The 25,851-nt window shown below is 73.1% G+C and carries 24 protein-coding genes and 2 pseudogenes; 9 read left to right on the top strand and 17 right to left on the bottom strand.

All coding sequences use genetic code 11. The annotated features are described in order from the left end of the window. Positions 1-22: 22 nt before the first annotated feature. A complete protein-coding gene (locus ACH5AC_RS15970) occupies positions 23-994 on the bottom strand; it encodes an expansin EXLX1 family cellulose-binding protein (protein WP_398862400.1) in 972 nt (323 codons plus the stop codon). 183 nt (positions 995-1,177) lie between these two features. On the opposite strand from ACH5AC_RS15970, the gene ACH5AC_RS15965 reads away from it, so the two are divergent. Further along, the gene (locus tag ACH5AC_RS15965; protein ID WP_398862399.1) at positions 1,178-2,437 is read left to right on the top strand and encodes a cytochrome P450; all 1,260 of its coding nucleotides are present in this window, start codon (positions 1,178-1,180) and stop codon (positions 2,435-2,437) included. A gap of 21 nt (positions 2,438-2,458) precedes the next feature. Here the strand turns inward: ACH5AC_RS15965 and ACH5AC_RS15960 are convergent, their stop codons facing one another. The 8 genes and pseudogenes from ACH5AC_RS15960 to ACH5AC_RS15925 all read right to left on the bottom strand — a co-directional run bounded on the left by ACH5AC_RS15960 (position 2,459) and on the right by ACH5AC_RS15925 (position 10,572). Next, positions 2,459-3,994, bottom strand: a complete 1,536-nt coding sequence (locus tag ACH5AC_RS15960; protein WP_398862398.1) for a polysaccharide lyase family 1 protein — start codon at positions 3,992-3,994, stop codon at positions 2,459-2,461. A gap of 482 nt (positions 3,995-4,476) precedes the next feature. After that, positions 4,477-4,630: pseudogene (locus ACH5AC_RS15955) on the bottom strand (dehydrogenase); the annotation flags it as partial. After that, positions 4,614-5,467 (bottom strand): annotated as a pseudogene (locus ACH5AC_RS15950) (NAD(P)-dependent oxidoreductase). The pseudogenes ACH5AC_RS15955 and ACH5AC_RS15950, both read right to left, overlap by 17 nt. Before the next feature lie 33 nt (positions 5,468-5,500). Beyond that, on the bottom strand, positions 5,501-6,295 hold the full coding sequence (locus tag ACH5AC_RS15945; RefSeq protein WP_398862397.1) for an alpha/beta fold hydrolase: 795 nt from the start codon (positions 6,293-6,295) through the stop codon (positions 5,501-5,503). Between the two features lie 10 nt (positions 6,296-6,305). Further along, entirely contained in the window at positions 6,306-7,718 is a 1,413-nt protein-coding gene (locus tag ACH5AC_RS15940) for a hypothetical protein (RefSeq protein WP_398862396.1), read from the bottom strand. A gap of 167 nt (positions 7,719-7,885) precedes the next feature. Then, a complete protein-coding gene (locus ACH5AC_RS15935; RefSeq protein ID WP_398862395.1) occupies positions 7,886-8,923 on the bottom strand; it encodes an NAD(P)/FAD-dependent oxidoreductase in 1,038 nt (345 codons plus the stop codon). Next, complete coding sequence (locus tag ACH5AC_RS15930; protein WP_398862394.1) at positions 8,920-9,435, bottom strand: isoprenylcysteine carboxyl methyltransferase family protein; 516 nt, start codon at positions 9,433-9,435, stop codon at positions 8,920-8,922. The genes ACH5AC_RS15935 and ACH5AC_RS15930 overlap by 4 nt, the downstream gene beginning before the upstream one ends. A gap of 12 nt (positions 9,436-9,447) precedes the next feature. Next, on the bottom strand, positions 9,448-10,572 hold the full coding sequence (locus tag ACH5AC_RS15925; protein WP_398862393.1) for a type III polyketide synthase: 1,125 nt from the start codon (positions 10,570-10,572) through the stop codon (positions 9,448-9,450). Positions 10,573-10,618: 46 nt separating this feature from the next. Here ACH5AC_RS15925 and ACH5AC_RS15920 point away from each other — a divergent pair, with 46 nt between their 5' ends. Continuing rightward, positions 10,619-11,485, top strand: coding sequence for a UbiA family prenyltransferase (locus tag ACH5AC_RS15920; protein ID WP_398862391.1), 867 nt, complete (start codon positions 10,619-10,621; stop codon positions 11,483-11,485). A 23-nt stretch (positions 11,486-11,508) separates the two neighbouring features. Here the strand turns inward: ACH5AC_RS15920 and ACH5AC_RS15915 are convergent, their stop codons facing one another. Together ACH5AC_RS15915 and ACH5AC_RS15910 are read right to left on the bottom strand one after the other, a co-directional pair. Then, a complete protein-coding gene (locus tag ACH5AC_RS15915; RefSeq protein ID WP_398862390.1) occupies positions 11,509-12,462 on the bottom strand; it encodes a Ku protein in 954 nt (317 codons plus the stop codon). A gap of 31 nt (positions 12,463-12,493) precedes the next feature. After that, positions 12,494-13,393: a hypothetical protein gene (locus tag ACH5AC_RS15910; RefSeq protein ID WP_398862388.1), complete on the bottom strand. Its 900-nt coding sequence runs from the start codon at positions 13,391-13,393 to the stop codon at positions 12,494-12,496. A gap of 188 nt (positions 13,394-13,581) precedes the next feature. Here ACH5AC_RS15910 and ACH5AC_RS15905 point away from each other — a divergent pair, with 188 nt between their 5' ends. Together ACH5AC_RS15905 and ACH5AC_RS15900 are read left to right on the top strand one after the other, a co-directional pair. After that, entirely contained in the window at positions 13,582-14,172 is a 591-nt protein-coding gene (locus ACH5AC_RS15905; protein ID WP_398862387.1) for a hemerythrin domain-containing protein, read from the top strand. Between the two features lie 34 nt (positions 14,173-14,206). Then, on the top strand, positions 14,207-14,605 hold the full coding sequence (locus tag ACH5AC_RS15900; protein WP_398862386.1) for a hypothetical protein: 399 nt from the start codon (positions 14,207-14,209) through the stop codon (positions 14,603-14,605). A gap of 32 nt (positions 14,606-14,637) precedes the next feature. On the opposite strand, the gene ACH5AC_RS15895 is transcribed toward ACH5AC_RS15900, so the two are convergent. Continuing rightward, entirely contained in the window at positions 14,638-15,615 is a 978-nt protein-coding gene (locus ACH5AC_RS15895) for an SDR family oxidoreductase (protein WP_398862385.1), read from the bottom strand. A 492-nt stretch (positions 15,616-16,107) separates the two neighbouring features. Here ACH5AC_RS15895 and ACH5AC_RS15890 point away from each other — a divergent pair, with 492 nt between their 5' ends. The 5 genes from ACH5AC_RS15890 (at position 16,108) to ACH5AC_RS15870 (ending at position 20,683) form a co-directional block, all read left to right on the top strand. Continuing rightward, positions 16,108-17,382 (top strand): hypothetical protein, encoded by a 1,275-nt coding sequence (locus tag ACH5AC_RS15890; protein ID WP_398862384.1) that lies wholly within the window; start codon positions 16,108-16,110, stop codon positions 17,380-17,382. 55 nt (positions 17,383-17,437) lie between these two features. Further along, positions 17,438-17,890 (top strand): hypothetical protein, encoded by a 453-nt coding sequence (locus ACH5AC_RS15885; protein ID WP_398862382.1) that lies wholly within the window; start codon positions 17,438-17,440, stop codon positions 17,888-17,890. 170 nt (positions 17,891-18,060) lie between these two features. Next, on the top strand, positions 18,061-18,849 hold the full coding sequence (locus ACH5AC_RS15880; protein ID WP_398862381.1) for a hypothetical protein: 789 nt from the start codon (positions 18,061-18,063) through the stop codon (positions 18,847-18,849). Then, complete coding sequence (locus tag ACH5AC_RS15875; RefSeq protein WP_398862379.1) at positions 18,833-19,975, top strand: hypothetical protein; 1,143 nt, start codon at positions 18,833-18,835, stop codon at positions 19,973-19,975. The genes ACH5AC_RS15880 and ACH5AC_RS15875 overlap by 17 nt, the downstream gene beginning before the upstream one ends. Before the next feature lie 135 nt (positions 19,976-20,110). Continuing rightward, complete coding sequence (locus ACH5AC_RS15870; RefSeq protein WP_398862378.1) at positions 20,111-20,683, top strand: MarR family winged helix-turn-helix transcriptional regulator; 573 nt, start codon at positions 20,111-20,113, stop codon at positions 20,681-20,683. 22 nt (positions 20,684-20,705) lie between these two features. On the opposite strand, the gene ACH5AC_RS15865 is transcribed toward ACH5AC_RS15870, so the two are convergent. The 5 genes from ACH5AC_RS15865 to ACH5AC_RS15845 form a co-directional block, all read right to left on the bottom strand. After that, a complete protein-coding gene (locus ACH5AC_RS15865) occupies positions 20,706-21,281 on the bottom strand; it encodes a TetR/AcrR family transcriptional regulator (protein ID WP_398862377.1) in 576 nt (191 codons plus the stop codon). Next, positions 21,281-21,991, bottom strand: a complete 711-nt coding sequence (locus ACH5AC_RS15860; protein ID WP_398862376.1) for a gamma-glutamyl-gamma-aminobutyrate hydrolase family protein — start codon at positions 21,989-21,991, stop codon at positions 21,281-21,283. The genes ACH5AC_RS15865 and ACH5AC_RS15860 overlap by 1 nt, the downstream gene beginning before the upstream one ends. Next, entirely contained in the window at positions 21,988-23,478 is a 1,491-nt protein-coding gene (locus tag ACH5AC_RS15855; RefSeq protein WP_398862375.1) for an aldehyde dehydrogenase, read from the bottom strand. Before ACH5AC_RS15855 ends, ACH5AC_RS15860 begins: the two co-directional genes overlap by 4 nt. Before the next feature lie 92 nt (positions 23,479-23,570). Continuing rightward, positions 23,571-25,028 carry an APC family permease gene (locus ACH5AC_RS15850; protein WP_398862374.1) on the bottom strand — a complete coding sequence of 486 codons (1,458 nt, stop codon included), beginning with the start codon at positions 25,026-25,028 and terminating at the stop codon, positions 23,571-23,573. A 190-nt stretch (positions 25,029-25,218) separates the two neighbouring features. After that, positions 25,219-25,836, bottom strand: a complete 618-nt coding sequence (locus tag ACH5AC_RS15845) for a TetR/AcrR family transcriptional regulator (protein WP_398862373.1) — start codon at positions 25,834-25,836, stop codon at positions 25,219-25,221. Positions 25,837-25,851 lie beyond the last annotated feature (15 nt).

The raw sequence follows: 25,851 nt of genomic DNA, 5'->3' as shown, positions 1-25,851 counted from the left end.
CGGCCCAGCGCGTCCGCCCGTGTCAGTGACGGGCGAACTGCACGCCGGTCCGCTGCACCGCGTCGGGGCGCACCGTGATGCCCTCGATCACCAGTTGCTCCCCGTACACATCGGTGAGCCGGATGGCGCCGCCGCAGCCGCTGCCCTGCTCGGAGAGGAAGTAGTTGTACTCGGTGCGCGGCAGCGCACGCCAGCCGCTGCCGCTGCGTACCTCCAGCCGGGCCAGCGGATTGCGGTGGCCGAGTGCCTGGATGCCGCACCACCACTGGCTGGAGCCGATCTTGTAGCGGATCGAGACGGTCTCGGAGGTGCTGGGGCTCAGCAGGGTCCAGGTGACCGCGATCCGGCCGGTGACGGGGTCGGCCAGCTTGGCGAACGCCTGGCGGCTCAGGTCGAGTTGGCCGGGCGCGCAGGGCAGCGGGCACTCATTGGTGATCAGTACGGTGACGGAGGCGCCGCTCGCCGCTCGCACCAGGACGTGCGCACCGCACGCCTTGGAGGTCTCGTAGTCGGTGGTGTTCATCGCCGCGACCATCATGTCGTCGCTGGGCCCGAAGGAGCAGGCGCCGTTGCCGTCCGCGGCGTCGTAGTGGGTGGCGACGCCCTGGTAGGTGGTGCCGGGTCGTATCCGTCCGGCCAGTGCCGCGGTGCCGGAGGCGGCCCGCGGGGTGCTGCGGGCCTGGGGCCGTGCCGACGGTGTGGATGAGGTGGCCGCGGCCGAAGGGGTGGGCGACACGGTCGCGGGGGACGGTGTGGGGGACGGGGAGGCCGTGGAGGGCTGCGGGGACGGCTCCGTCCGGGGTGACGAGGGCGGGGCGGCCGCCGCCGGAGCGGCGGCGGCCGTGGCCGATCCGGTCCCGGTCGGGGTCTCGCCGCCGGGGCGGAGGGCGATGACCAGGGACACCAGGACCGCTACGGCGGCCACGGCGACGGCGGGTACGGCGATGGCGCGCCGCTTGCGGCGGGCACGGCGGTGAGAAGGGGACGACGCCACTGAACAGTCCTTACGCGGTTCGGATGCACACGTGGGAGGCAGAACACGTGTGGGTGCGGGCTCCGACGCAGGGAGCCTGCGAAGGGTCAGTGGCCGCGAAACGCGGAAAGGTTGCCGAGCCCGGTGCGTGACGCGGCACACACGGGGGCGGGGGGCGCACGGATCACGTGTTAGCGTCCGGCCGTGATCTCCCCGGTTCTGGACGCCTCCGCCTCGCTCGGGCCGCTCGACCTGTTCGACGACGGTTTCGTGCGCGACCCGTACCCCTGGCTGGACACGCTGCGCGCGCAGGCGCCGGTGCACCACGACCCGGGCACCGGGCTCTGGCTGGTCAGCCGCTACCAGGACGTACGCCGCGTGCTGCTCGACCCGGACGCCTTCCGCCCCGACAACGCCCAGCACGCCGTCACCCCGCTGCCGGTCGGTGTCCTGCGGGTGCTCGCCCGGGCGGGCTTCAAGGTGCCGCCCGCGCTGGCCAACAACGGCACCCCGAGCCACCCCGGACTGCGCCGGGTGGTCACCAGGTTCTTCAACGCCCGGCGCGTCGCGGCCGCCGTCCCGGTGATCGAGGGCATCGCCGGCGAACTGCTCACCGAGGCGCGGGACCGCATCGACGCCTCCGGCGGCGGTGACCTGTTCACGTCCTTCGCGCAGGTGCTGCCGTGCCGGGTGCTGATGGAGCTGCTCGGCATCGACGGTGTCTCCCCCGACACGCTGATCCGGTGGAGCGACGCCTCGCTGGAGCTGTTCTGGGGCCGGCCCTCACCGGAGCGCCAGCTGGAACTGGCCGCGCTGGTCGGCGAGTTCCACCAGTGGCTGACCCGGACCGTGGCCGACGGCCGGGCTGATCCCGACTCGTTCGTCGGCGCCCTGGCCGGGCATCGGCTGCCCGACGGTGAGCCGCTCGACGTGCGGACCGCGGTCGGCGCGTGCTTCTTCGTCTTCATCGCCGGGCAGTCCACGACCGGGCAGCTCATCGCCACGGTGCTGCGCCGGGCCCTCGCCGAGCCCGGCCTGTGGTCCCGCCTCGCGGGCGAGGAGGGCCTGGCCGAGGCGTGGGTGGAGGAAGTGCTGCGGCGTGAGCCTCCGGTGACCTCCTGGCGGCGGGTGACCGCGCGCCCGGTCGAGCTGGGCGGGGTGGAACTGCCGGCGGGTGCGCAACTGCTGCTGATGCTCATGGGCAGCGGCTCGGACCCGGAGGTCTTCACCGCCGCGGACCGGATGTGCCCGCGTCGCAGCAACATCCGGCAGCATCTGGCCTTCGGCGTCGGCCGCCACCGCTGCCCGGGCGCGTCCCTGGCCCGCACGGAGGCGGCGGTGGCGCTCCGGGCCGCGGCCCGCCACCTGCCGCGGGTACGGCAGGTGGCGGACGCCGCCGACGCCCCCATGCTGGGCCTGCTGTCCTTCCGCGCACCGCTGCGGGTGGGCGTGGAACAGCCGTAGCGGGACGGCGGCGCGCCGCTGTCAGGCGTACGTCTCGAACTCGGCGATCTGCGGGGTGCCGTTCGAGCCGGTGATCTCGAAAGTGATCTTGCTCAGGGAGGTCCTCGGGAAGGTGATGACGCCGGCCCCGCTTCCGGAGGTCAGGACGGCTCCGGTGTCGTGGTTGACGACCCGCCAGGAGCCGATGCGGCCCGCGGCGCCCGATGTCTCCCTGATGTTGATCGTGGACACGGTGGTGGCGGAGCCCCACTTGATCGAGACGGAGCCGGTGGATCCGGCCGGCGACCAGTAGGTGCTCATGTCGCCGTCCCGGACGTTGCCGTAGCTGGTCCCGTCGGCCTTGCTGGAGCCGTCGGAACCGGCGCCGACGCTGAGGTTCGTCCCACCCGGCTGGGTCGAGGTGGCCGTCGGTGTGGGCGTGGAGCCGGTCGGGGTCGGGGCCGGCGTCTGCGGCGTGCAGCTGCCGTCCGAGACCTGGAGGCCCTTGTTGGCGCCCGCCGTCCGGCTCACGACGCTCGGCACGCAGCTCGCCGCGTCGAGGCTGTAGGCGTAGGGGATGCTGACGGTGGTGTTGGACTGGGGGTCGGGGCCGGCGGGGTGGTTCTGGCTGCCGGGGGTGGACCAGGTGACGTTGTCGAAGGTGTTGCCGCTGACCTGCCAGTAGCCGGCCGCGTCCGTGTAGAAGGTGCCCAGGACGTCCTTGGAGTCCTTGAAGTAGTTGTTGTCCACCTTGGCGTGGGCGCCGGCGCGGGAGTTGATGCCGGAGTCGTTGATGCGCACGTAGTGGTTGTTGTAGATGTGCGCGGTGGCGCCGCGCAGCAGGGGCACCCGGGAGTCGAGGTTCTCGTAGAGGTTGTGGTGGTAGGTGATGTAGTTGTTCGAGAGCTCGGTCTCGCTGGAGCCGACGAGGCCGCCGCGGCCGGAGTTGCGCAGGACGCTGTAGGACAGGGTCACGTACTGGGTGTTGTCCTTCATGTCGAAGAGGCCGTCGTACCCCTCCGACTCGCCGCCCGACGCCTCCAGGGTGACGTGGTCGACCCAGATGTTGCGGACGTTGCGCTCCATGCCGATGGCGTCGCCGCCGTTGGAGGTGGGTGAGCCCGACTTCTTGACGTTCCGGACGGTCACGTTCTGGATGATGATGTTGCTCGACTCGCGGATGTGGATGCCGAGTTGGTCGAAGACGGCGCCGTTGCCGACTCCGATGAGGGTGACGTTGCTGATCTGCTTGAGCTCGATCACGCCGTCAGCGGTGTTGCAGCTGCTGCCGGACACTTTGCTGGTGTTGCCGTGGTTGATGGTTCCCTCGACCTGGATCGTGAGGGGGGTGCTGCTGCTGGCCCGGTTGCACAGGGCCGCGTGGATCGCGGTGCCCGTGGTGGCCCGGACCGTCTGCCCGCCCGCGCCGCCGGTGGTCCCGCCGTTCTGGGTGGCGTAGCCGGTGACGCCGCCCGTGGCGGCCGACGCCTCGGGCATCGCCAGCGCCACGGCGGTCGCGCCGGCCAGGGCCAGCGTGGCCAGCGCGGCATTGAGTCGCAGTGCGACTGGTCGTCTCATCCTCGTCTCCCCAATTCGTCCTCGAACACTGGGTGTTGCACTGCGCCATACATGCCATGGGCATGACAGCGATCATCGAGGCTGCCGACCTGTCGTCGAGCGGATGCCGGTCGGGCCGGTTGCGGGTGCCCTCCTCGATGCGAGCGGATCGATCACGTGCGCGCCACCCTGTGGGGATGGAAGCGCTTACGCGACGATCCATGGAGCGGTGCCTCTTCGCCACGGCGTACGCCCTTCGCTGCACGTCGCGTCAACCTCCAGGCGGAGCACGGGTACGGCTCCACTGCGGCTCACGCGCGACGTCGCGGTGGGTGCGTGACGATCGCTTCCACCTGAACGAGAACCAACGAACAGGGAAAGCGCTTTCTGGCCGTGAGAATAGGGTGGCCGACATTGGGCTGGCAAGGCTCTTGCACCGCGCGACGGGACTCGTCCCGCATACGGGCGGCGGGTTCGTGGGGCCGCGTGGACCGGGTGCCGTCAGACGTCCGCCCGGACGAAGAGGCGAGCGCGTCGGGGATGTGGGCGCGGATGTTGTCGCGGGCGATGCACAGGGTGACGCCGGTGAAGTACATGTCGAGCAGCGGCAGCGCCGGGGCGGACGTGGTTGCCCGCGCTCTCACAGATGCCCTCCGGGGGCCGCGTGCCCCTGAGCCGCCGCGCGCTCCAGGCGAGCGGCGCTCGCGGCGGCCAGGTCCAGTCGTACGCCGCCGCGCTCGCCCGCCTCGACGATGAGCCGGGCGTCCTTGGCGGCCGTGACCACCGCGAACTGGGCCGGGGAGAGCCGGTCCTCCAGGATCAGCGCCGACTTGGCCCGCAGGTACCCCATGTCGAGCGGACCGCCCACGATGGCGTCGAGGAAGCTTCCCGGGTCCACACCGAGCGCCCGCGCCAGGGCGAGCGTGTCGCCCACCGCGTTGGTGATGGCGAGGACCCAGCTGTTGGCGACCAGCTTCAGCCGGGTGGCGCTGCCCGCCGCGCCGTCCCCGCCGGTCCACACCGTGCGGGCGCCGACGGCGTCAAGGACGGGTGTCACCCGGTCCCGGTGCTCGGCGGGCCCGGCGGCCAGGACAGCAGGTGTCCGGCTTCCGCAGGCCGGCGGGTGCCGAGCACGGGGGCGTCGTAGAAGACCAGGTCGTGGGCGCGGGCGAAGTCGGCCAGGTCGGCGATCGCCACCACGCCCGCCGTGGTGGACTGCAGCCAGGCGGTGCCCGGACGCAGCGCGGACGCGGCCTCCCGCATCACGTCGAGAGCGGCGGGGCCGTCGTGGCGCATGGTCAGCACGACGTCGGCGCCCTCGACCGCCTCGGCGGGTGTGCCGGCGACGAACACGCCCTCCGCGGCCGGGGGTCGGGCCTTGGCGTGGGTGCGGTTCCAGGCGCGGACGGTGTGCCCGGCGCGGGCGAGGCTGCGGGCCATCGCGGCGTCCATGATGCCGGTGCCCAGGACGCTCGCGGTGAGGTTGTCGGTCATGACGTGGATTGTCCCGCCGGTTCGAGTCGTTGGTCAGGCACTGCCGTCCCGGGTGACCCGCCGGGCGAGGCGGTGGACGGGGGCCGACCACGCTTCGGGGTCGAGCCAGGGGAAGGTGTGCGCGCCGGGGACCTCGACGTACTCGCCGTCCGGCACCAGGCCGGCCAGGTGACGGCCCCAGCGTGCCGTGCCGATGCGGTCGTCCCTGCCGCGGATCACCAGCAGGGGGATCCGCAGGCGGGCCACCGAGTCCTCCAGCGGGTCGTGGAGGTGCACCCACGCCGTGTGGAGCAGCCGGCGCAGGCCGGCCCGCCGCCACTCGGGGCGGTGCGACTCGGACAGTCCGGGGGGTTCCCGCCGTCCGTCGAGCTGCCAGCGGACGAGCAGGCGTACCGGGCCGCGGGCCACGGGGTCGACGGTGGGGCCCGCCAGGACGAGCCCCGCGACCCGGGGGTGACCGAGGGCGGCCCGGGCGGCGACCTGGGTTCCGCTGGAGTGACCGACCAGGATCACCGGTTCCGTGTGGCGGGCGGTGAGCCAGTCGGCGACGCAGCGCCCGAACTCGGGCACGTCGAGTTCGTGCGGCGGGTCGCCGCTGCCCGCGAACCCCGGTAGTTCCACCAGGTGGGCCCTGGTCCAGCGGCCGAACGCGGCGAGCCCAGGGAGGAGATAGTCGGCCACGCCCATGCCCTGCACCAGCACCACCTCAGGGGTGTCGGGGCGTCCGTGTCCGACGGCACGGCTGCGCATCCGGCCGAGCTCACCGTCGTAGTAGCCGGTCGTGGTGGCCTCGGGGGACGGTGGGTGGTGTCCGTCGCTGGGTTCCATGTCCGACGGCCTATCCGGGCATCTCGATCCGGGCCAGCCGGTACGCCTCGGTGTGCCGCGCCCCGGTGAGGAAGTCGTCCAGTTCGTCCAGCCCCAGCGGAGGGGCCGGCGGGTGGCGTCCGGGCAGTCCCGCGATGGCCGGCTGGTAGCGCAACGCGCTGCCGATGTCCTCGGGAAAGGCATGCTCGTCCACGCCGATCAGGCCGCCGTCCGTGTGCGCGTACCCGCGGGCGAGTTCGCGCCACTCCTCGGGCGGGACCTGGCCGACCGAGCGCAGGCCGTTGGCGAACAGGTTCACGTGGATGTGCTCGAACGGGCGGTCGTTGTCGAGCAGGTAGCGGTCGAGCAGGTCGTAGGAGGGCCGGCCGGTGAACTGCAGCCAGAACGGCACCGCTCCCAGGCGCAGCGCCCAGTACGGTTCCCACTGGTCGTACGTCTCGACCAGCAGCCGGCGGGCCGGCAGTCCGCGGCGCCGGTACCACCAGCGGTACAGGTCGGCGACGAGCGGGCTGAGGTGCTCGGGCTCACCGATGGTGATCCGGCGCACGGGGTGGCCGCGGCGGGCCGCGAGCGCGGTGATGTCGGCGGTGAGGGTGTCGTCGTAGCCCCACTCGGCCTCGGGACGCGTCTCGTCCGGAGGCGGGGCGTCCCAGCGGCGCACCCGTGAGCCCTGTTCGGCGAGGTGGCGGGCGACGCGGTCGCTGCCGGTCGCGTACTCGTCGGCCGGCATGCCGCCGAGGGCGCCGAACTGGAAGGTGTGCCGCTCGCCCAGGACCGACACCGGCCAGGTCAGGGTGCAGTCGACGAGGAAGATCGTGGCGCCGGGTGCGAGCCGCTGTTCGAGGAACCGCTCCAGTGTCGCGCCGAGCCGCAAACGCTTGAACCGGAAGTACATGAAGCGGACGATCATCGCCCGGTCCTGGTTCGGGTCGTGCATATGGCACAGGGCCAGCTCGGGGTTGGCCTCGACCATGCGCCGGCCGAACTCCAGGCCCGCCCTCAGCGCCGCACGCGGCTGGTCGGGGTCGAGCCGGGCCCGTACCGGCACGAGGTAGGTCTGCGGCACGATCGGCGCGCGCAGAGCGGCGGCGAGATGGACGGCGGCACCGCTGCCTGCTCCGATGAAGACGGCGGGATACGGGCCCGGGCCGTACTGGGCGGCGGTCCAGGCCGCCAGGTCCTCGCCGCTGACGCGCCGCACCCGGGAGGCGGGCGCGCTCTGTCCCTGCGCGGCCATGACGAACAGGCGCCGGCGTGCCGTGGAGGGCAGATGGGAGAGCAGGTCGGCCAGCCGCACGGATCCGGGGCCCACACCGAGCCCCTTGAAGTCCTGCCCGCGCAGGAACCGGCTGACGGCCCGCACTTCGGCCACGGAGGAGTCGAAGTCGCACAGGCAACGACCCACCCGCACTCGTCGGCCCACGGTCGGCCTCCTTCCTCGCGGCCACGACGGCTGCGGCGTCGGCAGCAGCGGGCGCGGCCACGGCGGCGCAGGCACCGGCGAAGGGGCGCGTCGGGCAGCCGACGAGTTCCCCCGCCGGCCTCGGAGAAACAGTTCGGCCCCGCAGAAGCGGTGAGCAACAGTGCGTCTCAGGCCAGCGCGTTCACCGCCGCCGCGAAGACGCGCGGCAGGCGTACGGCCGCGGGCACGATGCGTGCGCCGAGCGCGGGCTGCTGCCGGGCCCGCACCAGGAGTTCCGTCAGCAGCCGGTGCCGGCGGGTCGCCCGGCTCCAGTCGGTCTCGTAGCGGCTCGGCGTGCCGCGGCGCACGTTGGCGACCAGGGCCTGGGCGCCGGTCAGGGCGAGGGAGACGCCCTCACCGGTGAGTGCGTCGACGTATCCGGCGGCGTCGCCGACGAACAGCACCCGTCCGTGTGTGCGGGTGCGGGCTCGCTGGCGCAGCGGTCCGGCGCCGCGCACCGGGGTGACCGCCGCGTCCGCGGGGAGGCGTGCAGCCAGTTCGGGGAAGCCCGCCAGCTGGGTGGCGAAGGGCACGCGGCGGGCCGTCAGCAGGGCGACGCCGACGAGTTCGGGGCCGAGCGGGGTCACGTACGCCTCCCCGTGCGGTCCCCAGTGCACCTCGACGTACGGCGACCAGGGCGGCACCGCGTAGTGCCGGCGCAGCCCGTACCTCGGCGTGCCCCGGGTTCTCAGGTGCAGGCCGAGGGAGCGGCGCAGGGGTGAGTGCAGGCCGTCCGCGGCGACCAGCCATCGGGCGCGCAGCCCGGTGCCGGGGAGGGTCACGCCCGCCGCGTCCTGTCGTACGTCCGCCACGCGCAGGGGCAGCACCGGGACGCCCGCGTCCAGCACGGCCCGGTGCAGGGCGCGGTGCAGGCCGGTGCGGCGCACTCCGAGGCCGGGGCCGTGCCGGAAGGCGGCCTGGACCCGGCGGGGTCCCTGGATGTAGCGGATGCCGGTGAGGGGATGCCCGGGGATCTCCAGGCCGAGGGCGGTGAGGGCCCGGACGGCGCCGGGCATCAGGCCCTCGCCGCACGCCTTGTCGACGGGTGCCGGGCGTGGTTCGGCGACCACGGTGTCGAGGCCCGCGCGGGCGGCGTACAGGGCGGTGGCGAGGCCGGCGGGTCCGCCTCCGGCGATCAGGAGGTCGAGGGCGTGGCCGCCGCTCACGCGGGCACCGCGTGGGTGAGGGCCGCGTTCTCGCAGCGGATGCGGACGGTGAGCAGCATCGCGTTGGCGGCGGTGAACACCGTCGCGGTCAGCCAGGCGGAGTGCACCAGGGGCAGGGCGGCGATCTCCACGACGACCGCGACGTAGTTGGGGTGGCGCAGGAAGCGGTAGGGGCCGGTGCCGACGAGACGCGCACCGGGGACGACGATGACCCGGGTGTTCCAGTAGGGCCCGAGGGTGGTGATGCACCACCAGCGCAGGGCCTGGGCCAGTACGACGAGGGCCAGCATGGGCCAGCCCAGCGCGGGCAGGAACGGCCGGTCGGCGAGCACCGGTTCGAGGAGGCAGCACCCGAGCAGGCCCGTGTGCAGGACGACCATCACCGGGTAGTGGCCGCGGCCGTGCTCCACTCCGGCGCGGGCGAACGTCCAGGCCGCGTTGCGCCGGGCGACGACGAGTTCGGCGACGCGCTCGGCGGCGACGGCCAGGACGAGAAGCGTGTACCAGGGCATGCCGATCACCACTCACCAGCGCAGCAGGACGAGTTCGGAGGAGAATCCGGGGCCCATCGCCAGGAGCAGCCCCCAGGTACCGGGCCGGGGCCGGCGGGACGCCCGGAGGTCCTCAAGGATGTGCAGGACGGACGCGGAGGACATGTTCCCGGCCGTCGCGAGGGAGCGCCGCGCGGAGTCCAGGGCGTCGCCGGGCAGGTCGAGGGAGTCGGCGACGGCGGCGAGGACCCTGGGGCCTCCCGGGTGGCACACCCAGGCCCCGATGTCGTCGGTGGTGAGTCCGTGTTCGGCCAGGAAGGCGCGCAGGTGCCGGCCGAAGTGCTGCCGCACGATGCCGGGTACGGCGGGGTCGATCACCACGCGGAATCCGCTGGCGCCGATGTCCCAGCCGAGGAGTTGCTCGGTGCCCGGGTACAGGTGGCTGCGGGTGGCGACGACCGCGGGCCCGGCGCCGCCGGCATCCGCACCGCGTGCGACGAGCGCTGCCGCGCCGTCGCCGAACAGGGCGCCGGCGACCAGGTTGGCGCGGGAGTCGTCGCGCTGCTGGAGCGTCAGCGAGCACAGTTCCACGGTGAGCAGGACCGCGGTGTCGTCGGGGTGGCCGCGCAGGTAGTCGTGGACCCGGGCCAGTCCGGCGGCGCCCGCCACACAGCCCAGGCCGAACACGGGGAGCCGTTTGACGTCGGGGCGCAGCCCCATGCGCCCGGCCAGCCGGGCGTCGAGCGAGGGGGCGGCGACCCCGGTGACGGAGGCGCACACCAGCAGGTCGACGTCGGTCGGTTCGAGGCCCGCTTCCTTCAGCGCTCCGGTGAGGGCCTCCTCGCCCAGTTCGAGGCCGGCCGCCAGCCATGCGTCGTTGCTCTGCCCGAAGTCGGCGAGATGGGCGTACCGCTCGATCGGCAGGGCGAGATGACGTGTGCGCACACCGGCGGACGCGTGCAGCCGGCGCAGCACGGCGCGATCGGCGCCCGGCGCCAGGCAGAGGTCGCCGAGCGGCTCGGTGAGATCGGCCTGCTCGTAGCGGTGCGCCGGCAGCGCGGTGCGGACGGCGGCGATGGTGGTCGCGGCGGGCGCGGCGGTAGGGCACGGCGCGCCGGACGGGACGGGTGCCTGATCGACGATCACGGGGACACACATGTCGGTAATGCCTTCCTCACCCCGGATGCCCGACTACCGTCCCTACGTGTCTCTCCACCCGTCTGGCGTTCTCTCGCGTACGGCCCACCGCGTACCGGCGTTGGTGCGCTCCTGCCACCTGGAGCCTGCGCTGGCCGTGACGGTGTTCGTGACCGCCCTGGCGGTGGCGGCGGGCCGTGGGGCGCCGGGTTCGGCGGCGGTGGCCGTGGCCGTGCTGGCGGGGCAGCTCTCGATCGGCTGGTGCAACGACGCGGTCGACGCACAGCGCGACTCCGTCTGCGGGCGCCCCGACAAGCCGGTGGCCGGCGGGGAGCTCCCGCCGCGGGCGGTGGCCGTCGCGGCCGGGACGGCCCTGGGGCTGTGCGTGCCGCTGTCCCTGCTGAGCGGTGGTGCCGCGGCGGTGGCCCATCTGACGGGGGTGGCCGCGGGCTGGCTCTACAACCTGCGCTGGAAGCACACCGTGCTCTCTCCGCTGCCCTATGCGGTGGGCTTCGGCTCGCTGCCTGCGTTCGTCACCCTCGGTCTGCCGACGCCGTCCTGGCCCGCCTGGTGGGCGGTGACGGCCGGGGCGCTGCTGGGTGTGGGGGCGCATGTGGTGAACGTCCTGCCCGACATCGAGGACGATCTCGCGACCGGTGTGCGCGGGCTGCCGCAGCGGCTGGGCCGTCAAATCTGCCGGTGGCTGGCGCCGTTGCTCATGCTGGCGGCCGTGGGGGTGGTCGTCGTGGGGCCGCCGGGGGCGGCGGGTGTCCCCGGCCGGGTCCTGGCGGTCGCGGCCGGGGCCGTGGCGGTCGCGGGTACGGCGCTGCCCCCGGCCGCGACGGCCCGGAGCCGGTGGCCCTTCCGGGCGGCGATCGTGGTGGCCGGCATGGCCGTGGCGCAGCTCCTGCTACGGGGCTCGGACCTGGCCTGAGCCGAGGGGTCGGCGGCGGCGGCTCAGGAGGCGGCCTCGGTGAGGGCCTGGATGAGCTGGTCGCGGTTCATCCTGGAGCGGCCCGGGATGTCCCGCTGGGCCGCCCGCTCGTAGAGCTCTCCCTTGCTGAGCCGGTCGAGCCGGTCCTTCGCGGCGCCTTTCCCGGCTTTCCGCCGCTTCCGCTTGCCGCCCTTGCGCGTACGGCTCTGTTCGACGCTGCGCCGGAGCGCGTCCATCAGGTCGATGACGTCGGTGGCCTCCGGCGCGGCCTCCTCGGTGACGATCTCCTCGCCCTTGGCCTTCGCCTCGACCAGCTGTCTCACCCGCTCCTCGTAGGTGTCGTGGTAGTCCTCGGGATGCCAGTCGACGGTCAGCGCCTCGATCAGCTGCCGGGCGGTGTCCAGCTCCTTGCCCCTGGCCACGTCGCGCCCGGGGAGCACCGGCAGTTCCTGGTGCGGGTCGCGGACCTCGTCGGCCCAGTGCAGGGTGTGCAGCACCATGACGTCCTCCTGCGCGCGCAGCGCGACGAGGTACTGCTTGCCGCGCATCACGAGCGTGGCGATGCCGGTCTTGTTCTCCTTCCGCAGGGCGGTTCGCAGCAGCGCGTAGACCTTGGTGTACTCGTCTCCCTTGGGGGCGAGGTAGTAGGTGCGGTCGAAGTAGACCGGCTCGACCTGCTCCAGGTCGACGAAGCCGATGATCTCGACGGTCCGGGACTTTCCGGGAGCGATCTCGTCGAGTTCCTCCGGTTCGACGATCACATAGCCGCCACCGCCCAGGTCGTAGCCCTTGACGATGTCGTCGTGGTCCACCTCCTTGCCCGTCCTCTCGTTGACCCGCTGGTAGCGGACGCGGTCGGAGGTGCCGCGCTGCAGCTGGCGGAAGTGCGTGGTGTGGTCCGTGGTCGCGGTGAACAGCTGCACGGGCACCGAGACCAGCCCGAAGGTCAGCACACCGCTCCAGATCGCTCGTGCCATCGTCGGTCCCTGCCTTCCCGTCGCCTTCCGTTCAGGTCTTCCGGGATCCGCGGCGCGGCGTTCCGGCGAGCCGCCGGGCGTGGGCGGCGGTGTCCTCGGCCCGGCGGCGGGCCTCGCGGACGGCCCGGTCGGCGGCGCGTGTGCCGTCGCGGGCGCGGCGGGCGGCGTCCCGGGCCTGTCGCTGTTCGTCCTCGGCCTCCGCCAGCTGCCGGGACAGCTCGGTGACACGCTGCTCACTCCGCCGCTGCCGCTCGTCCGCCCCGTCCTGTTCGCCCTGGGCGGCCGCCAGGGTCTCTTCGCGCTCTTCGAGTTCCCGCTGCGCGTCCGCCGCCTCTCGCCGCGCCTGGTCGAGACGGTCCTGCTGCTCCTTGCGGCGGGCGCGGGCCGCGTCCAGGTCGGCCACCCGGCCGGAGGGCTCGGCGTCACGGCGGGCTCGCGGCGCGGCGTCCTGGGGCAGGGCGGGGAAGCCGACCGGGGCGCTCAGCGGCTTGCTCAGCCGCCCCTCGGCCCACTGCTGGGCGGCGTCGGGGTCGGCCAGCACCGCGTGGAGGGTCTGCTCGACCTCGCGCTGGGCGTCCGCGCCGATGCGCTGACCCGCCTGCGCGGCCAGCCGGCCGGCCTGGCGGGCCAGCGCGGCGGTCAGTTGCCGCTGCCGCGCGGACAGCTCCCGCAACTGCTCGCCGTCCAGGTCCCTGTGGGCCTGCCGCAGCGCCTCACCGAGCCGCAGCAGCGCCTGGGTCTCCTCCGGCAGGTCGCGCACCAGCAGATTGCCGGCCCACGCCGACAGGGTGGGACGGCGCAGCCGGCGGATCCGGTCGGCCAGCTCCCGGTCCCCCGCCGCGCGGGCCTGCCGGGCGCGCTCGTCGCGGGTGGCGGTGAAGTCACCCGGCGGCAGGCGGTACAGCTCGTCGGCGACAGCGTCCAGATCCACCCTTCCTCCAGCCACCCACGCCCCTCTCTGTCGAGTTTGTCACTCTTCGCACAAGGGTGTGCCGTACGAGGTGTGGTCAGGGTGGTGCACGCATGAGCCCGTCCGCCCCGGAAACACGGAAGAGGCGAACGAAGGGGCGAACAGAGGGGGCACCCTTCACCGGCGAGCGAAGAGGAGAGGGTCCCGACATGGCTGACGACCTCATCACCATGGTCACCACCGACCACCGCGAGCTGAAGCGCCTGTTCGACATGATGCAGACGGACAAGGACTCCCGGCCGTTGGCGCTCCCTCTGGCCGTGGCCATGCTGGAGGCGCACAGCGAGGCCGAGGAGGACCGGGTGTATCCGGCCGTGGCCCGCGAGGCCGGCGAGAAGGACGAGGCCGAGCACGCCGCCGAGGAGCATCACCAGGCCGAGAGCCTCGGCAAGCACCTGCTGGAGATGGACTGGGAGAGCGGGGAGTTCGACCAGGCGCTGGAGGACTGGATCGGCGCCGTGCTCCAGCACGTCGAGGAGGAGGAGAACGAGATCCTGCCCGCGCTGCGCGACGCCGTCGAGCCGGACCGCCTGCGGCAACTGGGTCTGGAGTTCGCCTCTCGGCGGTCCAAGGCCCTGGCGGGCCAGCCCCTCAGGGCCGGCACCGGGCAGCAGCGAAAGTCCGGCGGCGAGACCCGGGCGGAGCTGTACGAGAGGGCCCGGGAACTCGGCATCGAGGGCCGCTCCTCGATGACCAAGGAGGAACTGGCCCGGCAGGTGAGCAAGGCCCAGCGCCGCTGACCGCACACCACCAGAGGGAGAGGAGTCACTGCTCGTGCATCTCTGGGTGGTGCTCACGGGCTTCGCCGGATACCTGCTCTGCGCGCTGGGAACCGCCCGGTGCGCCTACGGCGCGCAGCGCACCCGGGTCATCACGGAGGAGAGCCGGAGAGCCTCCTGCGCGGTGGATCCCGTCGCCCGGTTCGAGAACCACAGCCGGGACGCGACGGCGGTGACGGCGTTGCTGTTCGGCCTGGCCTGGCCGGTCACCGTCCCCTGCTACGGGGCCTACCGCTGCGCACGGTTCCTCGTCATGGCGCATCCACCGGAGACCCCGTACGAGCGTGAGCGCCGACTCCGGCACCAGCGCACGCGCGTCCGGCAGCTCGAGGAGGCCCTGGGCATGCGGCCGGATCCGGCGTCGGCCCAGCCGCGGCGAAGGGCCGGCGAGTAGCTGCGCGGGCCTCGCGGTCGTCAGCCAGTGACTCAGTGACCGCGCACCCGGCGTGCCACGCCCGCCGCCGCGCCCGCCAGCACGCCGGCGGTGGTCAGCCGGCGCAGCGCGGTGCGGCGGCGGCCGCCCCAGCCGCCGTGCACCGCGCCCGGACCGGGCGCCGGCACGTGCAGGTTGCCGTGCGCGGCCGGCGCGGGTTCCTCGCGGGACAGGTGGTTGCGGTCCACCTGGGTGGCCATCATCCGCTCCGTCAGCCCCGGCACCACCCGGGCCGCCCACACCGGTACGCGGCCCATCGGCCCCACCACGACCTCCCGCCGGGGCACCCGCACCAGGTCCACGACCGTCCGCGCGACGCGTTCGGGGCTGTAGACCGGCGCCATCGCCAGGGGCTTGCGTCCCGTGTAGTTCGCGGCGTGCTGGAACAGCGGGGTGTCGATGCTCGCCGGCAGCACCGTGCACACGTGAACGTGCCTGGCCCGGTCGAGGCGGAGCTCCTGGCGCAGGCTCGCGCTCAGCGCCCGGACGGCGTACTTGGACATGACGTAGGCGTGGGTGTACGGCTGGCTGACCACGCCGACGACGGACGAGACGTTCACCAGCGTGCCCCGGCCCTGTTCCCGCATCATCCGCAGGGCGGCGCGGGCGCCGTGCACGTACCCCATGACGTTGACGTCGAGGATCCTGCGGAAGTCCGCCAGGGGCACCTCCTCGAAGGGGCCGAACACGGTCACGGCCGCGGCGTTCACCCACACGTCGATACGGCCGAAGCGCGCCACCGTACGCCGTGCCAGGTCGTCCACCGCGCGGGCGTCCGTGACGTCGGTCGGCACGACAAGCACCCGGGCGCCACGGTGGCGTTCGCACGCGTCCCGGACCGCCCGCAGCGCCTCCTCCCGCCGGGCGGCCAGCACCACGGGGCAGCCCCTGCGGGCGAACGCGAGGGCGGTGGCGCGTCCGATGCCGCTGGACGCGCCGGTGACCACGACCACGCAATCACGCACGCGCATGGCCGGCGAGTGCCCCCTGAGTGCTGCCTTACGCGGCCCTCGGAGTCGGGCGGCGTCAGGGCGGGGTGACCGCCAGGACTCGGTTGAGCGCGCTGTCGGGGCGGGGCGGTGGGCGATGACGATCGTGGTGCGGGCCTCGCCGAGCGCGCCGGCGAGTTCGGCGTCCCCGCATGGTCCAGAGGGGCGGTGGTCTCGTCCAGGACGAGGACCCTGGGACCGGCCAGCAGGGCGCGGGCGAGCGCGATACGGGCGCGCCGGCCGCCGGAGAGGCATGACCGCCCGCGGATCCGCGCTCCGACCCCGCCCTGGCCCCACGCGTGAAGAAGGGCGACCTGGCCGTGGTGAGCGCCTCCTGCTCGCTCGACACCGGCCGCGTGGAGACCCTCTCCGGGGCTCCCGCCGCCCGACCGGCGCGGCCCGTTCGCGGCCGCCGTGCGAGACTGACCCCGATTTCGTGATGATCATGTGCACATTCGGGGAAGGAGACGCGCGTTGAGCGTCACCCAGGCAGGACGGATAGACATCGCGGGCCCCGTGGGGAAACTGCTCCACCGCCGCCGCCTCAAGAACGGCACCGTGATGCAGTCCTTCGGGATCGACCCGCTGTCGGGTGACCTCTATGTGCTCCAGGTCATGGGCGGCGGCATCCAGCTCTCCGACGAGCCCGCCGCCCTCACCTGGGAGACGCGCAAGAAGAACGGCGACCTGTGCCTGACCCGGCTCGACCCGGCCGGCGAGATCACCGGGTACATGTATCTGCGCGGGTTCGGACACGGTGTGAACCTCGGCGTGGAGAACCGCGACGGGGTGATCCGGCTGTGGACCGAGACCGCGTCGCGGCTCAACCGGAGCGGGACGGCGGGCTACGGCTCGGCCGTGACCAGCTTCGCCTTCCACTCCGAGACGGTCCTCGACCACGGCTCCACGCTGCACACCGAGCCCTACAGCCCGGATCCGGCCGCCGCCTTCGTCACCCCCACCATCGACCGCAGCGCGAACGAACTCGTCCTGCGCTTCAACCTCGGTGACACGACCCACTGGGAACGGTACGACCTGGACAGGGCGGCCGCCGGCGACTGGCAGCCGATCCAGCGGATCACTCCGGCGGTCCCCGCGGACGGCACGGACTTCCAGGGCTACGCCTCCCACGACGGCGTCCTCTACACCCTCAAGGGCCGATCGCTGGTCTCGGCACCGCTACCCGGCGACACGTACATCACCGCCTTCGACTGGGCCACCGGCGCCCTGCTCGACCACCGGCACATCACCGCCGGACCGGGCCTGGACTTCCGCGAGCCCGAGGGCATGACCGTCTCCGTCCGCGACGGGGTCCCGTACCTGCACTTCGGCTTCGCCTGTGAGACGGAGGGCCCGCGTACCTGCACCATCATGTCGCTGTCGGGGGCTCCTGAGACCGACGGCGTCAAGGTGCTCACCGACTGGACACCCATCGCCCTCGCGGCCGGGGTGACCGCCGACACCCACCTCCCCCAGGGCCGGCTGATCAGCCTCGGCGGCACCACGACCCTCCAGCTCAGCGGCGCCGTCAAGGGCTCCTTCGCCGCGGACACGGTCATCGCCACCCTGCCCGACGCGCTGACCCCGAGCCTGACCGCCCGCGCCGGCGTGCCCCGCAACGGCGTCGACGGTGTCTGCGTGGCCCGCGTCGAGGCGAGCAGGGACGGCAGGCTGAGGCTCTACGGCGGACGCCCCACCAACGTCATCACCTGGGCCCAGCTCGACAGCTTCAGCGCCGTCTGGAGCTGAGCACACCCCCGCCCCCGGCCGTCCCTTCCGTTCCGCCCCGCCAAGGAGTCCCACCATGTCGTACAACCGCCGCAGCATCCTCGGCGCCGCCCTCACCGTGCCCGCCGCCCTCGCCGTCGGCACCACCGCCGCCGCCCCCGCTGCCGCCGCCGTCGGCGGTGTCGAGGCCGGCGAGTGGACCGACCTCGTCCTGGAGCCCGGCATCACCACGACGCCCGGCGCCGTCCCGCAGGTCCGCCTCGTCACCATCGCCGGCACCACGTTCCTCCAGGCCCGCGGCACGATCACCTGCGACCTCGCCACCGACGCGAAGGTCGCCGCCCTGCCGGCCGGCTTCCCGGCCCCCACCTGGTACGTCCGGGCCACCGCTCCCCGCAACAACAGCCAGGGCATCAACGCCTGCCGCTTCGAGATCAACCCCGCCGGCTCGGTCGTCCTCTACGGCGGCAACGCGAACAACCCCGTCAAGTGGGCCCAGTTCGACTCCGTCCAGACGATCTGGCGGTAGGGCGACGCTGTCCGCGGGCCCCGCCGTGTCCGGACGGTCACGATTGTCATGGGGGTGTCGCGATGCCGCCCGTGCGGCTGCCGGCCGTCGCGGTGCGCCCGTACGCTCCCGCCACGTCTACGACTTGGGGGGACACCTTGCGTACCTCGCGTACAAGAGCCCTGCCCGCTGTGCGGGCCGCCACAGTGACGGTGGCCGGCGCCCTGCTGGCCGCCCTCGCTCTCGCCCCGCCCGCCCGGGCGGACCACCAGGACCTCACTCCGCCCGAGATCCTCAGCGCCTCCTTCCACGGCGGCCGCACCCTCGTCCTCGGGCCGAACCAGACCCTGACCGTCCAGGCGACCGTGATCGCCAGGGCCCCGGTCGGCATCACCCGCTACGGCGTCGAGGTCCAGCTCTTCGGGCCGGGCGGGCGGGTCTGGCACAACCCCGACCTGCCCGCGACGTGTGAGCCGATCAACGCCACCACGTCGGTGTGCACCGAGTGGTTCCGCATCGACACCGGCAGCGCGGCCATCACCAACGGCCACGCCGGCGACTGGAAGATGTGGGCGCTGGTGGCCAGCAACAACCTGCACACCCACCCGGAGTCCAGCATCACCACCGAGCGGGACCTGGCCACGGTCAAGGTGCGGCGCGCCTCCAAACTCACCTTCGCCGCCGCCCCCAACCCCGTGCGGCAGGGGCGTGACGTCAGCGCGCTCGGCCGCCTGACCGTCGCCGACTGGGAGACCGGCGCCTATGTCGGCGCGCCGGGGCAGACCGCCGAGCTGGAGTTCTGCGCGACCCCGTGCCGGACCGTCGAGCCGCTGCGCACCCTGCGTACCGGCACCTACGGCCTGACCGGTACGACGCACCCGGCCACCCGGGACGGTTCCTGGTGGCTGCGCTACGGAGGCACCGCCCAGTACGCCGCCACCTACTCGCCGGGGGTGTTCGTCGATGTCCTGGAAGGCTGACCGACGGGCGGCCTTCACGCTGCCCCTGCTGCTCGCGGCGGGCCTGCTCTGCGCGACCGCTCCCGCGGCCCAGGCCGCTCCCCCGACCCACGACTACGGCTATGTGCACGTCGACAAGGCGTCCTGGCCGGAGGACGAGGACTACACCCCGGCACGCAGCGTCAACTCCTCGGGCGGCACCAACGAGGTCATGCGGGTCGGGACCGGCGAGTACTGGGTGTTCATGCCGGGGCTGGGCACCGCCCTGGACTCCAACCGCGGCGTGGCGCACGTGACCGCCCACGGGCCGACGAACACGTACTGCGCGATCCGCTACATCAGCCGCGAGTGGGCGAGCGACGGCAAGCGGGAACCGACGGCGTACCGGGGGGTGTGGCTCTCGCTGCGGTGCTTCGCACCGGGCGGTGACCTCACCGACTCCGAGTTCACGGCAAGTTGGACGAACCAGGAAGTGGCCGACGGACAGCGGGGCTACGCCTACCTGACGACGAGCCGGCTGAACAGCCATATGCCGCCCGCCGAACAGCGGTACAACTCCAGCGGCTACGGCGTGAAGGTCTCCCGGGTCGCGGCCGGCCGTTACGAAGTGCATCTGCCCGGCCAAGGCGGTGGCGGCCTCGACCCCGCCGCCCAGCTCGGGCACGTTCAGGTGACCGCCGCCCAGGCGGCCTTCCACGCGCACCGCTGCACGGTCGGGGCGGTCCACAGCACCTCCGACCCGGTCCAGATCGAGGTCAACTGCCACGACACGGACGGCCATCCTGCCGACACCCTGTTCTCCCTCACCTATGTACGGAAGGCGAGTCTGCTGCGCACCCCGCTGGGCGCGTACACGCGGGCCCAGGGCGGCGACGACGAAATCACCGACCGGCAGTGGACCTGGGACGCGTTGGGCGAGCCCACCGGCGTGGCGAGCGGTGTCGGTGCCGACGAGGGACGGTACTGGGTGAAGACCCCGATGAGGGAGCACTTCGACGAGGGCAACGTCCAGGTCACCGCCGAGGGATCGGACGGGCGCCACTGCAAGGTGGCGAAGTGGAGCCCGGACGACGGGATCGAGGTCCGCTGCTTCAACCACAAGGGCGACCCGGCACGCGGCCCGTTCCTCGTCTCGTACACGCGCTGATCACCGCGCCGCTCACACCGCCGAAGGTCCCGACCGCCGGGCCACACGGCCCGGCGGTCCCGCGCCTGCACTCCGTACAATTTGAGGCCGAACGACTTCCGTAAGCTGTCGTGCCGCACCTGCCGAAGGAGTGCCATGCCCGGCCACCGATCCCTCGCCGAAGCCGAGAAGCTGGCCGCCGCCAAACTCGGCGGTATCCCCCTGCGCCGGGAGCAGATGGCCCTCGTGTCCACTATCTACCGGGCCGCATCGGCCGTGCGGCAGCATCTGGAGAACTCCGTGCTGCGCGGCGCGGACGTCACCTGGACGGCGTTCGTGGTGCTCTGGGTGGTCTGGGTGTGGGGTGAGTCGGAGACCCGGCACGTGGCGGAGGAGGCCGGTATCTCCAAGGGGACGCTCACCGGGGTGTCGCGCACCCTGGAGAAGCGCGGGCTGCTCAGGCGGACCAGTCATCCGGTGGACGGCAGGCTGGTGCTGCTCAGTCTCACCGAGGAGGGCGAGACGCTGATGCGGCGGCTGTTCCCGGCGTTCAACGAGGAGGAGGCGTTCGTCAGCGGCCGGCTCAGTGATGCCGAGTGCGCGCGCGTGGCCGAGGGGCTGCGGCAGGTCGTGCTCCAGGTCGAGGAGCACGGGGAGGAGCGCCGGCTCGCCGTGCTCGACGGGGAAGAACCGGCGCCGCGGCGCAGTGGCCGACGGCCGAAGGCATGACGCGGGCCGGGGAGACCGCCGGTCAGTGACTACGGTCGGCGGCCGCCAGCAGCCGGCGCAGTGCCTCGACGCCTTCGCGGGTGCGGCGAGCGTCGCCGGACGTGACCTGCTGGAAGACCAGGCCCTCCAGGCAGGCGAAGACGGTTTCCGCCATCGCCTCGGAGATCCCGAAGCAGGCCAGTGCCTCGCGCACCGCCCCGCGGTAGGCGGCGTGCAGCATGTCGACGTGGTGGCGCAGCTCGGGCCGTCGGCCGGCTTCGAGCCGCAGTTCGTACTGGAACGTCTGGAGGTCCGGGTCGGCGGCCACGAACTCCGGGAGGGTCGCCGCGAAGTCCTCCAGTCGGCCGCTGGCCGGGATGAGCGAGGACGTCTCGATGCTGTGGTCCACGGCCCAGCGCAGGGCGTGTTCGAGCAGGGCGTCGCGGGTGCCGAAGTGGTGGACGACCAGCCCGTGGGTCACCCCCGCCTCGGCGGCGACCGCCCGGTAGGTCAGCTTCCGGGGGCCGTGTCGCGCGACGACTCTGATGGCCGCTTTGACCAGCGCTTCGCGGCCCTCCCCGTATCCCGGGTGCTGGTCCCGGCAGGTCTTCTCCGCCATCACTGCCGGTCGCCGGCCGCCCGGACGAGGGCGTCGAAGAGTCTTTGCTGGGCGGGGTCCTCGTGGGCGGTGTCCTCGGGGTGCCACTGGACGGCGGTGAACCAGCCTTGCGCGGCGGGCAGTTCGAGCCCCTCCACGGTGTCGTCGGCGGCCCGTGCGGTGACCGTGAGTCCGGTGCCGAGGCGGTCGACGCGCTGGTGGTGGTAGCAGGACGCCTCGGCCTTCTCGGCGCCGAGGGCCTGTTCGAGGAGGGTGCCGGGGTGGACGGTCACCGGGTGGACGAGGTGGCGGTGCTCGTGCTCGGGGCCGCCCATGTCCTGTTCCAGGGTGCCGCCGAGGGCGACGTTGACGACCTGCAGACCGCGGCAGACCGCCAGGAGGGGCAGACCGAGGTCGAGGGCGGCGCGGGCGGCGGCGAGGTCGAAGGCGTCCTGGGCCTCGTCGACGTCGTACACGCTCGCATGGGTGTCGGTGGCGCCGTAGCGGTGCGGGGCGAGGTCGCCGCCGCCGGGGAGCAGGACGCCGTCGAAGCGGGCGAGGCGGGCGCCGGTGTCGGAGTCGGCCGGGTGGACGCTCACCGGTTCGCCGCCGGCCCGCCACACGGCCTCGATCAGGGCGCGGGCGTTGACCTCGGCCGCGTACCGCAGGGCGGAGGTGGTGGCGCAGAAGCGGGCGGGGACGGCGATCAGTGGCCGTGCGGGTGGGGTCACAGCTGGATCCAGGTGGTTTTGAGCTCGGTGTACTTCTCGAGGGCGTGGGCGGACTTGTCGCGGCCGTTGCCGGACTGCTTGATGCCGCCGAAGGGGACCGTCAGGTCGCCCTCCTCGTAGCAGTTGACCCAGACGGTGCCGGCCTTCAGCGCGCGGGAGACGGTGTGGGCGGTGGACAGGTCGGAGGTCCACAGGCCGGCGGCGAGGCCGTACTCGGTGGCGTTGGCGAGCCGTACCGCCTCGTCCAGGTCGTCGAAGGTGAGGACGGACAGGACGGGGCCGAAGATCTCCTCGCGGGCCAGGCGCATCTGGGGGGTCACCTCGGCGAAGACGGTCGGTTCGAGGTAGGAGCCGCCGGTGTCCGGCAGGGTGCGGGAGCCGCCGGTGAGCAGCCGTGCCCCCTCGGCGAGCCCGGCGGCGATGTGCTCCCGTACGCGCCCCAGGTGGCCCTCGCCGACCAGCGCGCCCATCTCGGTGGCGGGGTCGAGCGGGTCGCCGACGCGCAGTTCGCGTGCCCTGCGCACGACCGTGTCGGTGACCTGTTCGGCGATCGAGGAGTGGACGAGGAGGCGGGAGGGTGCGGTGCACATCTCGCCCTGGTTGAAGAAGATGCCCCACGCGGCGGTGGCGGCGGCCTTCTCCAGGTCGGGGGCGTCGGGAAGGACGATGTTCGGTGACTTGCCGCCCAGCTCCAGCCAGACGCGTTTGAGGTTGGAGTCGGCGGCGTACCGCAGGAAGTGGCGGCCGACGGCGGTGGAGCCGGTGAAGGCGAGGACGTCGACGTCGGGGTGCAGGCCGAGCGCCCGGCCGGCCGTCGGGCCGTCGCCGTTGACGACGTTGAGCACGCCCGGCGGAAGCCCGGCCTCGGTGGCCAGCCGCCCGAGGAGCAGTGCGGACAGCGGTGAGTTCTCCGACGGCTTCAGTACGACGGTGCAGCCGGCGGCGAGCGCCGGGGCCACCTTCCAGCCGGCCAGCGTCAGCGGGAAGTTCCAGGGCACGACCGCGCCGACGACGCCCGCCGGTTCCCGGGTGACCAGGGCGAGGGCGTCGGGAGCGGTGTGCGGTGCTTCGTCGGTCAGCTTGTCGGCGAGTTGCCCGTACCAGCGGAAGGTGTTGATGACGGCGCGCAGCTCGATGTCGTGGGCGTCGGTGATGGGCTTGCCCATCTCCAGGCTGACGGCGAGGGCGAGGTCGGCGCGCCGTTCCTGGAGCAGGTCGGCGATCCGCACCAAGGCGCGGCCGCGTTCGGCGGGGGCCAGGCGCGGCCAGGGCCCGGAGTCGAAGGCCCGCCGGGCGGCGGCCACGGCCGCGTCCACCTCGGCGGCGCCGCCGTCGGCGACCTGGGCCAGTACCCGGCCGTCGCGGGGGGACACGGCGGCGTAGCCCGCTCCGGAGCCGGGTTCGTCGGTGCCGTCGATGTGGTGGGCGCCGGACACGTGCAGTGCCTTGGCGCGGCGCAGCCAGGTGTCATGGTCGGTGGTCGGCATGGGAGACCTCTCAGAACCTCTGGAAGAACAGGTGACCCGGTCGAGCGCGTCGTCCGGCGCGGACCGGGCCGGTCCGCGCCGGACGGCGGGCGTCAGGAGTCGGCCGCCACCCGTCCCCGTCTCAGCCGGTCCCCGGCGATGCCCAGGACGAGGACCACCGGGACGGTGGCGCCGAGCCAGACGGCGGTGGCGGTGTCCCCGCCGATCAGGGTGGGGAAGTTCTGGACGATCAGCGAGATCGCGGCCGCGATGCCGAGGGCGCCCAGGACCGGGGCGATCAGCGTGTTCCAGGGTCGGGTGTCGACGCGCTCCCGCCGGAAGAAGACGGCCACGGAGACCGAGGTCAGGAAGTACAGCACCATGATCCCGAGGACGGCCGCCCCGCTGCCCCAGGAGAACAGGTGGAGCACCGGGTCCTTGCCGGCCAGCGCGAACGGCATGACGAGGAGCAGGGCGATGGCCGTCTGGACGGCGCCGGCCACGCCGGGCGAGTGGCGGCGGTTGATCGCTGACAGCTTGCGGGGCAGCAGTCTGTCGCGGCTGAGGGAGAACAGGTACCGGTTGGCGGAGTTGTGGAAGGCGAGGATGCCGGCGAACAGGGAGGTGGCCAGCAGCACGGGCAGGACGTCGTTGACCCAGGTGCCGAACTGGGCGGCGATCGGGGCGAAGACGAAGGCGGTCGAGTCACCGCCCGCGAGCGCCTCGTTCGCGGCGACGGGCGCCTTCACGGCGCCGTAGGAGGAGACCAGCATCCAGGAGGTGAAGGCGAAGAACCCGGTCACGAAGGCGACCGCCAGGTAGGTCGCCCGGGGCACGGTCCTGCGGGGTTCGCGCGCCTCCTCGCCGTAGATGGCCGTGGCCTCGAAGCCGACCATCGACGCGACGGCGAACATCAGGGCCACGCCCGGCGCCCCTTCGAGGGCCGCCCCCGGGGAGAAGCTGCCCAGGACGTCGAGTCCCTGGGGTCCGCCGCCCTTGAGCAGGGTGACGACGGCGAAGACGCTGAGGATGCTGAACTCTGCCAGCACGAAGACGGCCAGGACCTTGGCGCCCATCTCGATGCCGGAGGCGCCCAGGATCTGGACCATCACCATGGTGACCAGCGCACACGCCCACCAGGGGACCTGGGCCCCGGTGTAGTGCGCCAGCAGTCCGCTCACGATCGCCCCGTACAGGCCGTACATGGCGGCCTGGATCGCGCAGTAGGCGAACAGCGCGATACCGGCGCTGCCGGAGCCGAGCGGACGGCCCAGGCCCCTGCCGATGTACGTGTAGAACGCGCCGGCGTTCACGACGTGCCGGCCCATGGCCACGAACCCGACCGAGAACAGCAGGATGATCAGTCCGGAGGCCAGGTAGGCGGCGGGCGCTCCGGCGCCGTTTCCGATGGCCACGGCGATGGGGACGGCGCCCGCGACTCCGGTGAGCGGGGCCTGGGCGGAGAGGACGAAGAAGAGGATGCCCAGAACACCGAGGGAGTTGGGCTTGAGCTTGCCTGCTGTGGAGGCGTCGGGCGCGGTCTGGTTCACAACCGCCGTCGGACTGTCCACTCGAATCACCTGCCAGGGGAAGAGGGGGTTCGTTTCAGGCCAAACGAGTTGCCTCATACTGGGCTTGAACTATCCGTTTGGCAAGGGGTTCGGCCGGGATTCCCACAGCGCGGACACCGCCTGGCACCGGCACACCGGCGAAGCGCTGGACGACGGGCGTCCAGGGCCTCGGCAGGCGTGGTCCGGCGGGTCAGTCCCCCGCCGGCTCGGTGCCGTGTCCGTCGGCCTCCCGCAGCCGGAGCAGCGCGCGCAGCTCCTCGATGGCGGCGTCGGTGACGCCGGGCTCGCCGAAGACCAGCTGGTGCAGCACCAGCCCGTCGAGGGCCGCGAAGACCAGCCTGGTCAGGGCCGGGCCGGCGCTCTCGGGCAGCATGCGGGACAGCTCACGCTCCGTGGCGGCGAAGTAGTCGTCGTACAGGGCGCGGATCTGCGGCAGCAGTTCCGGGCGGCGCCGGGACTCCAGCAGCAGCTCGTACTGGAACGCCTGGATGTCGGGATCGGCGGTGACCATGTCCGAGACGCCGACGGAGAAGTCGGCGACCCTGCCGGTGCCGGGTTCGAGGGCGCTGGTGCTGAGCGAGGTGCGGATCGCGTGGGCGAGGGCCTCCTCGATCAGCGCGTCGCGCGAGCCGAAGTGGTGGACGACGAGTCCGTGGGTGGTGCCCGCCTCCTGTGCGACCGCCCGGTAGGTGAGCTTGCGCAGCCCGCCCCGGGCCACGACCCGCACGGCGGCGTTGAGCAGCGCTTCCCTGCCCTCGCCGTAGTTCATGCGCTTGCGCGGAGTGCGACCCTCGGCGGACTCGGTCATGTGCGCGACCCTACC

The sequence above is a fragment of the Streptomyces sp. NPDC018693 genome (assembly GCF_044391385.1).
GTDB lineage: Bacteria > Actinomycetota > Actinomycetes > Streptomycetales > Streptomycetaceae > Streptomyces.
This window is presented reverse-complemented; position numbering and strand designations above follow the sequence as displayed.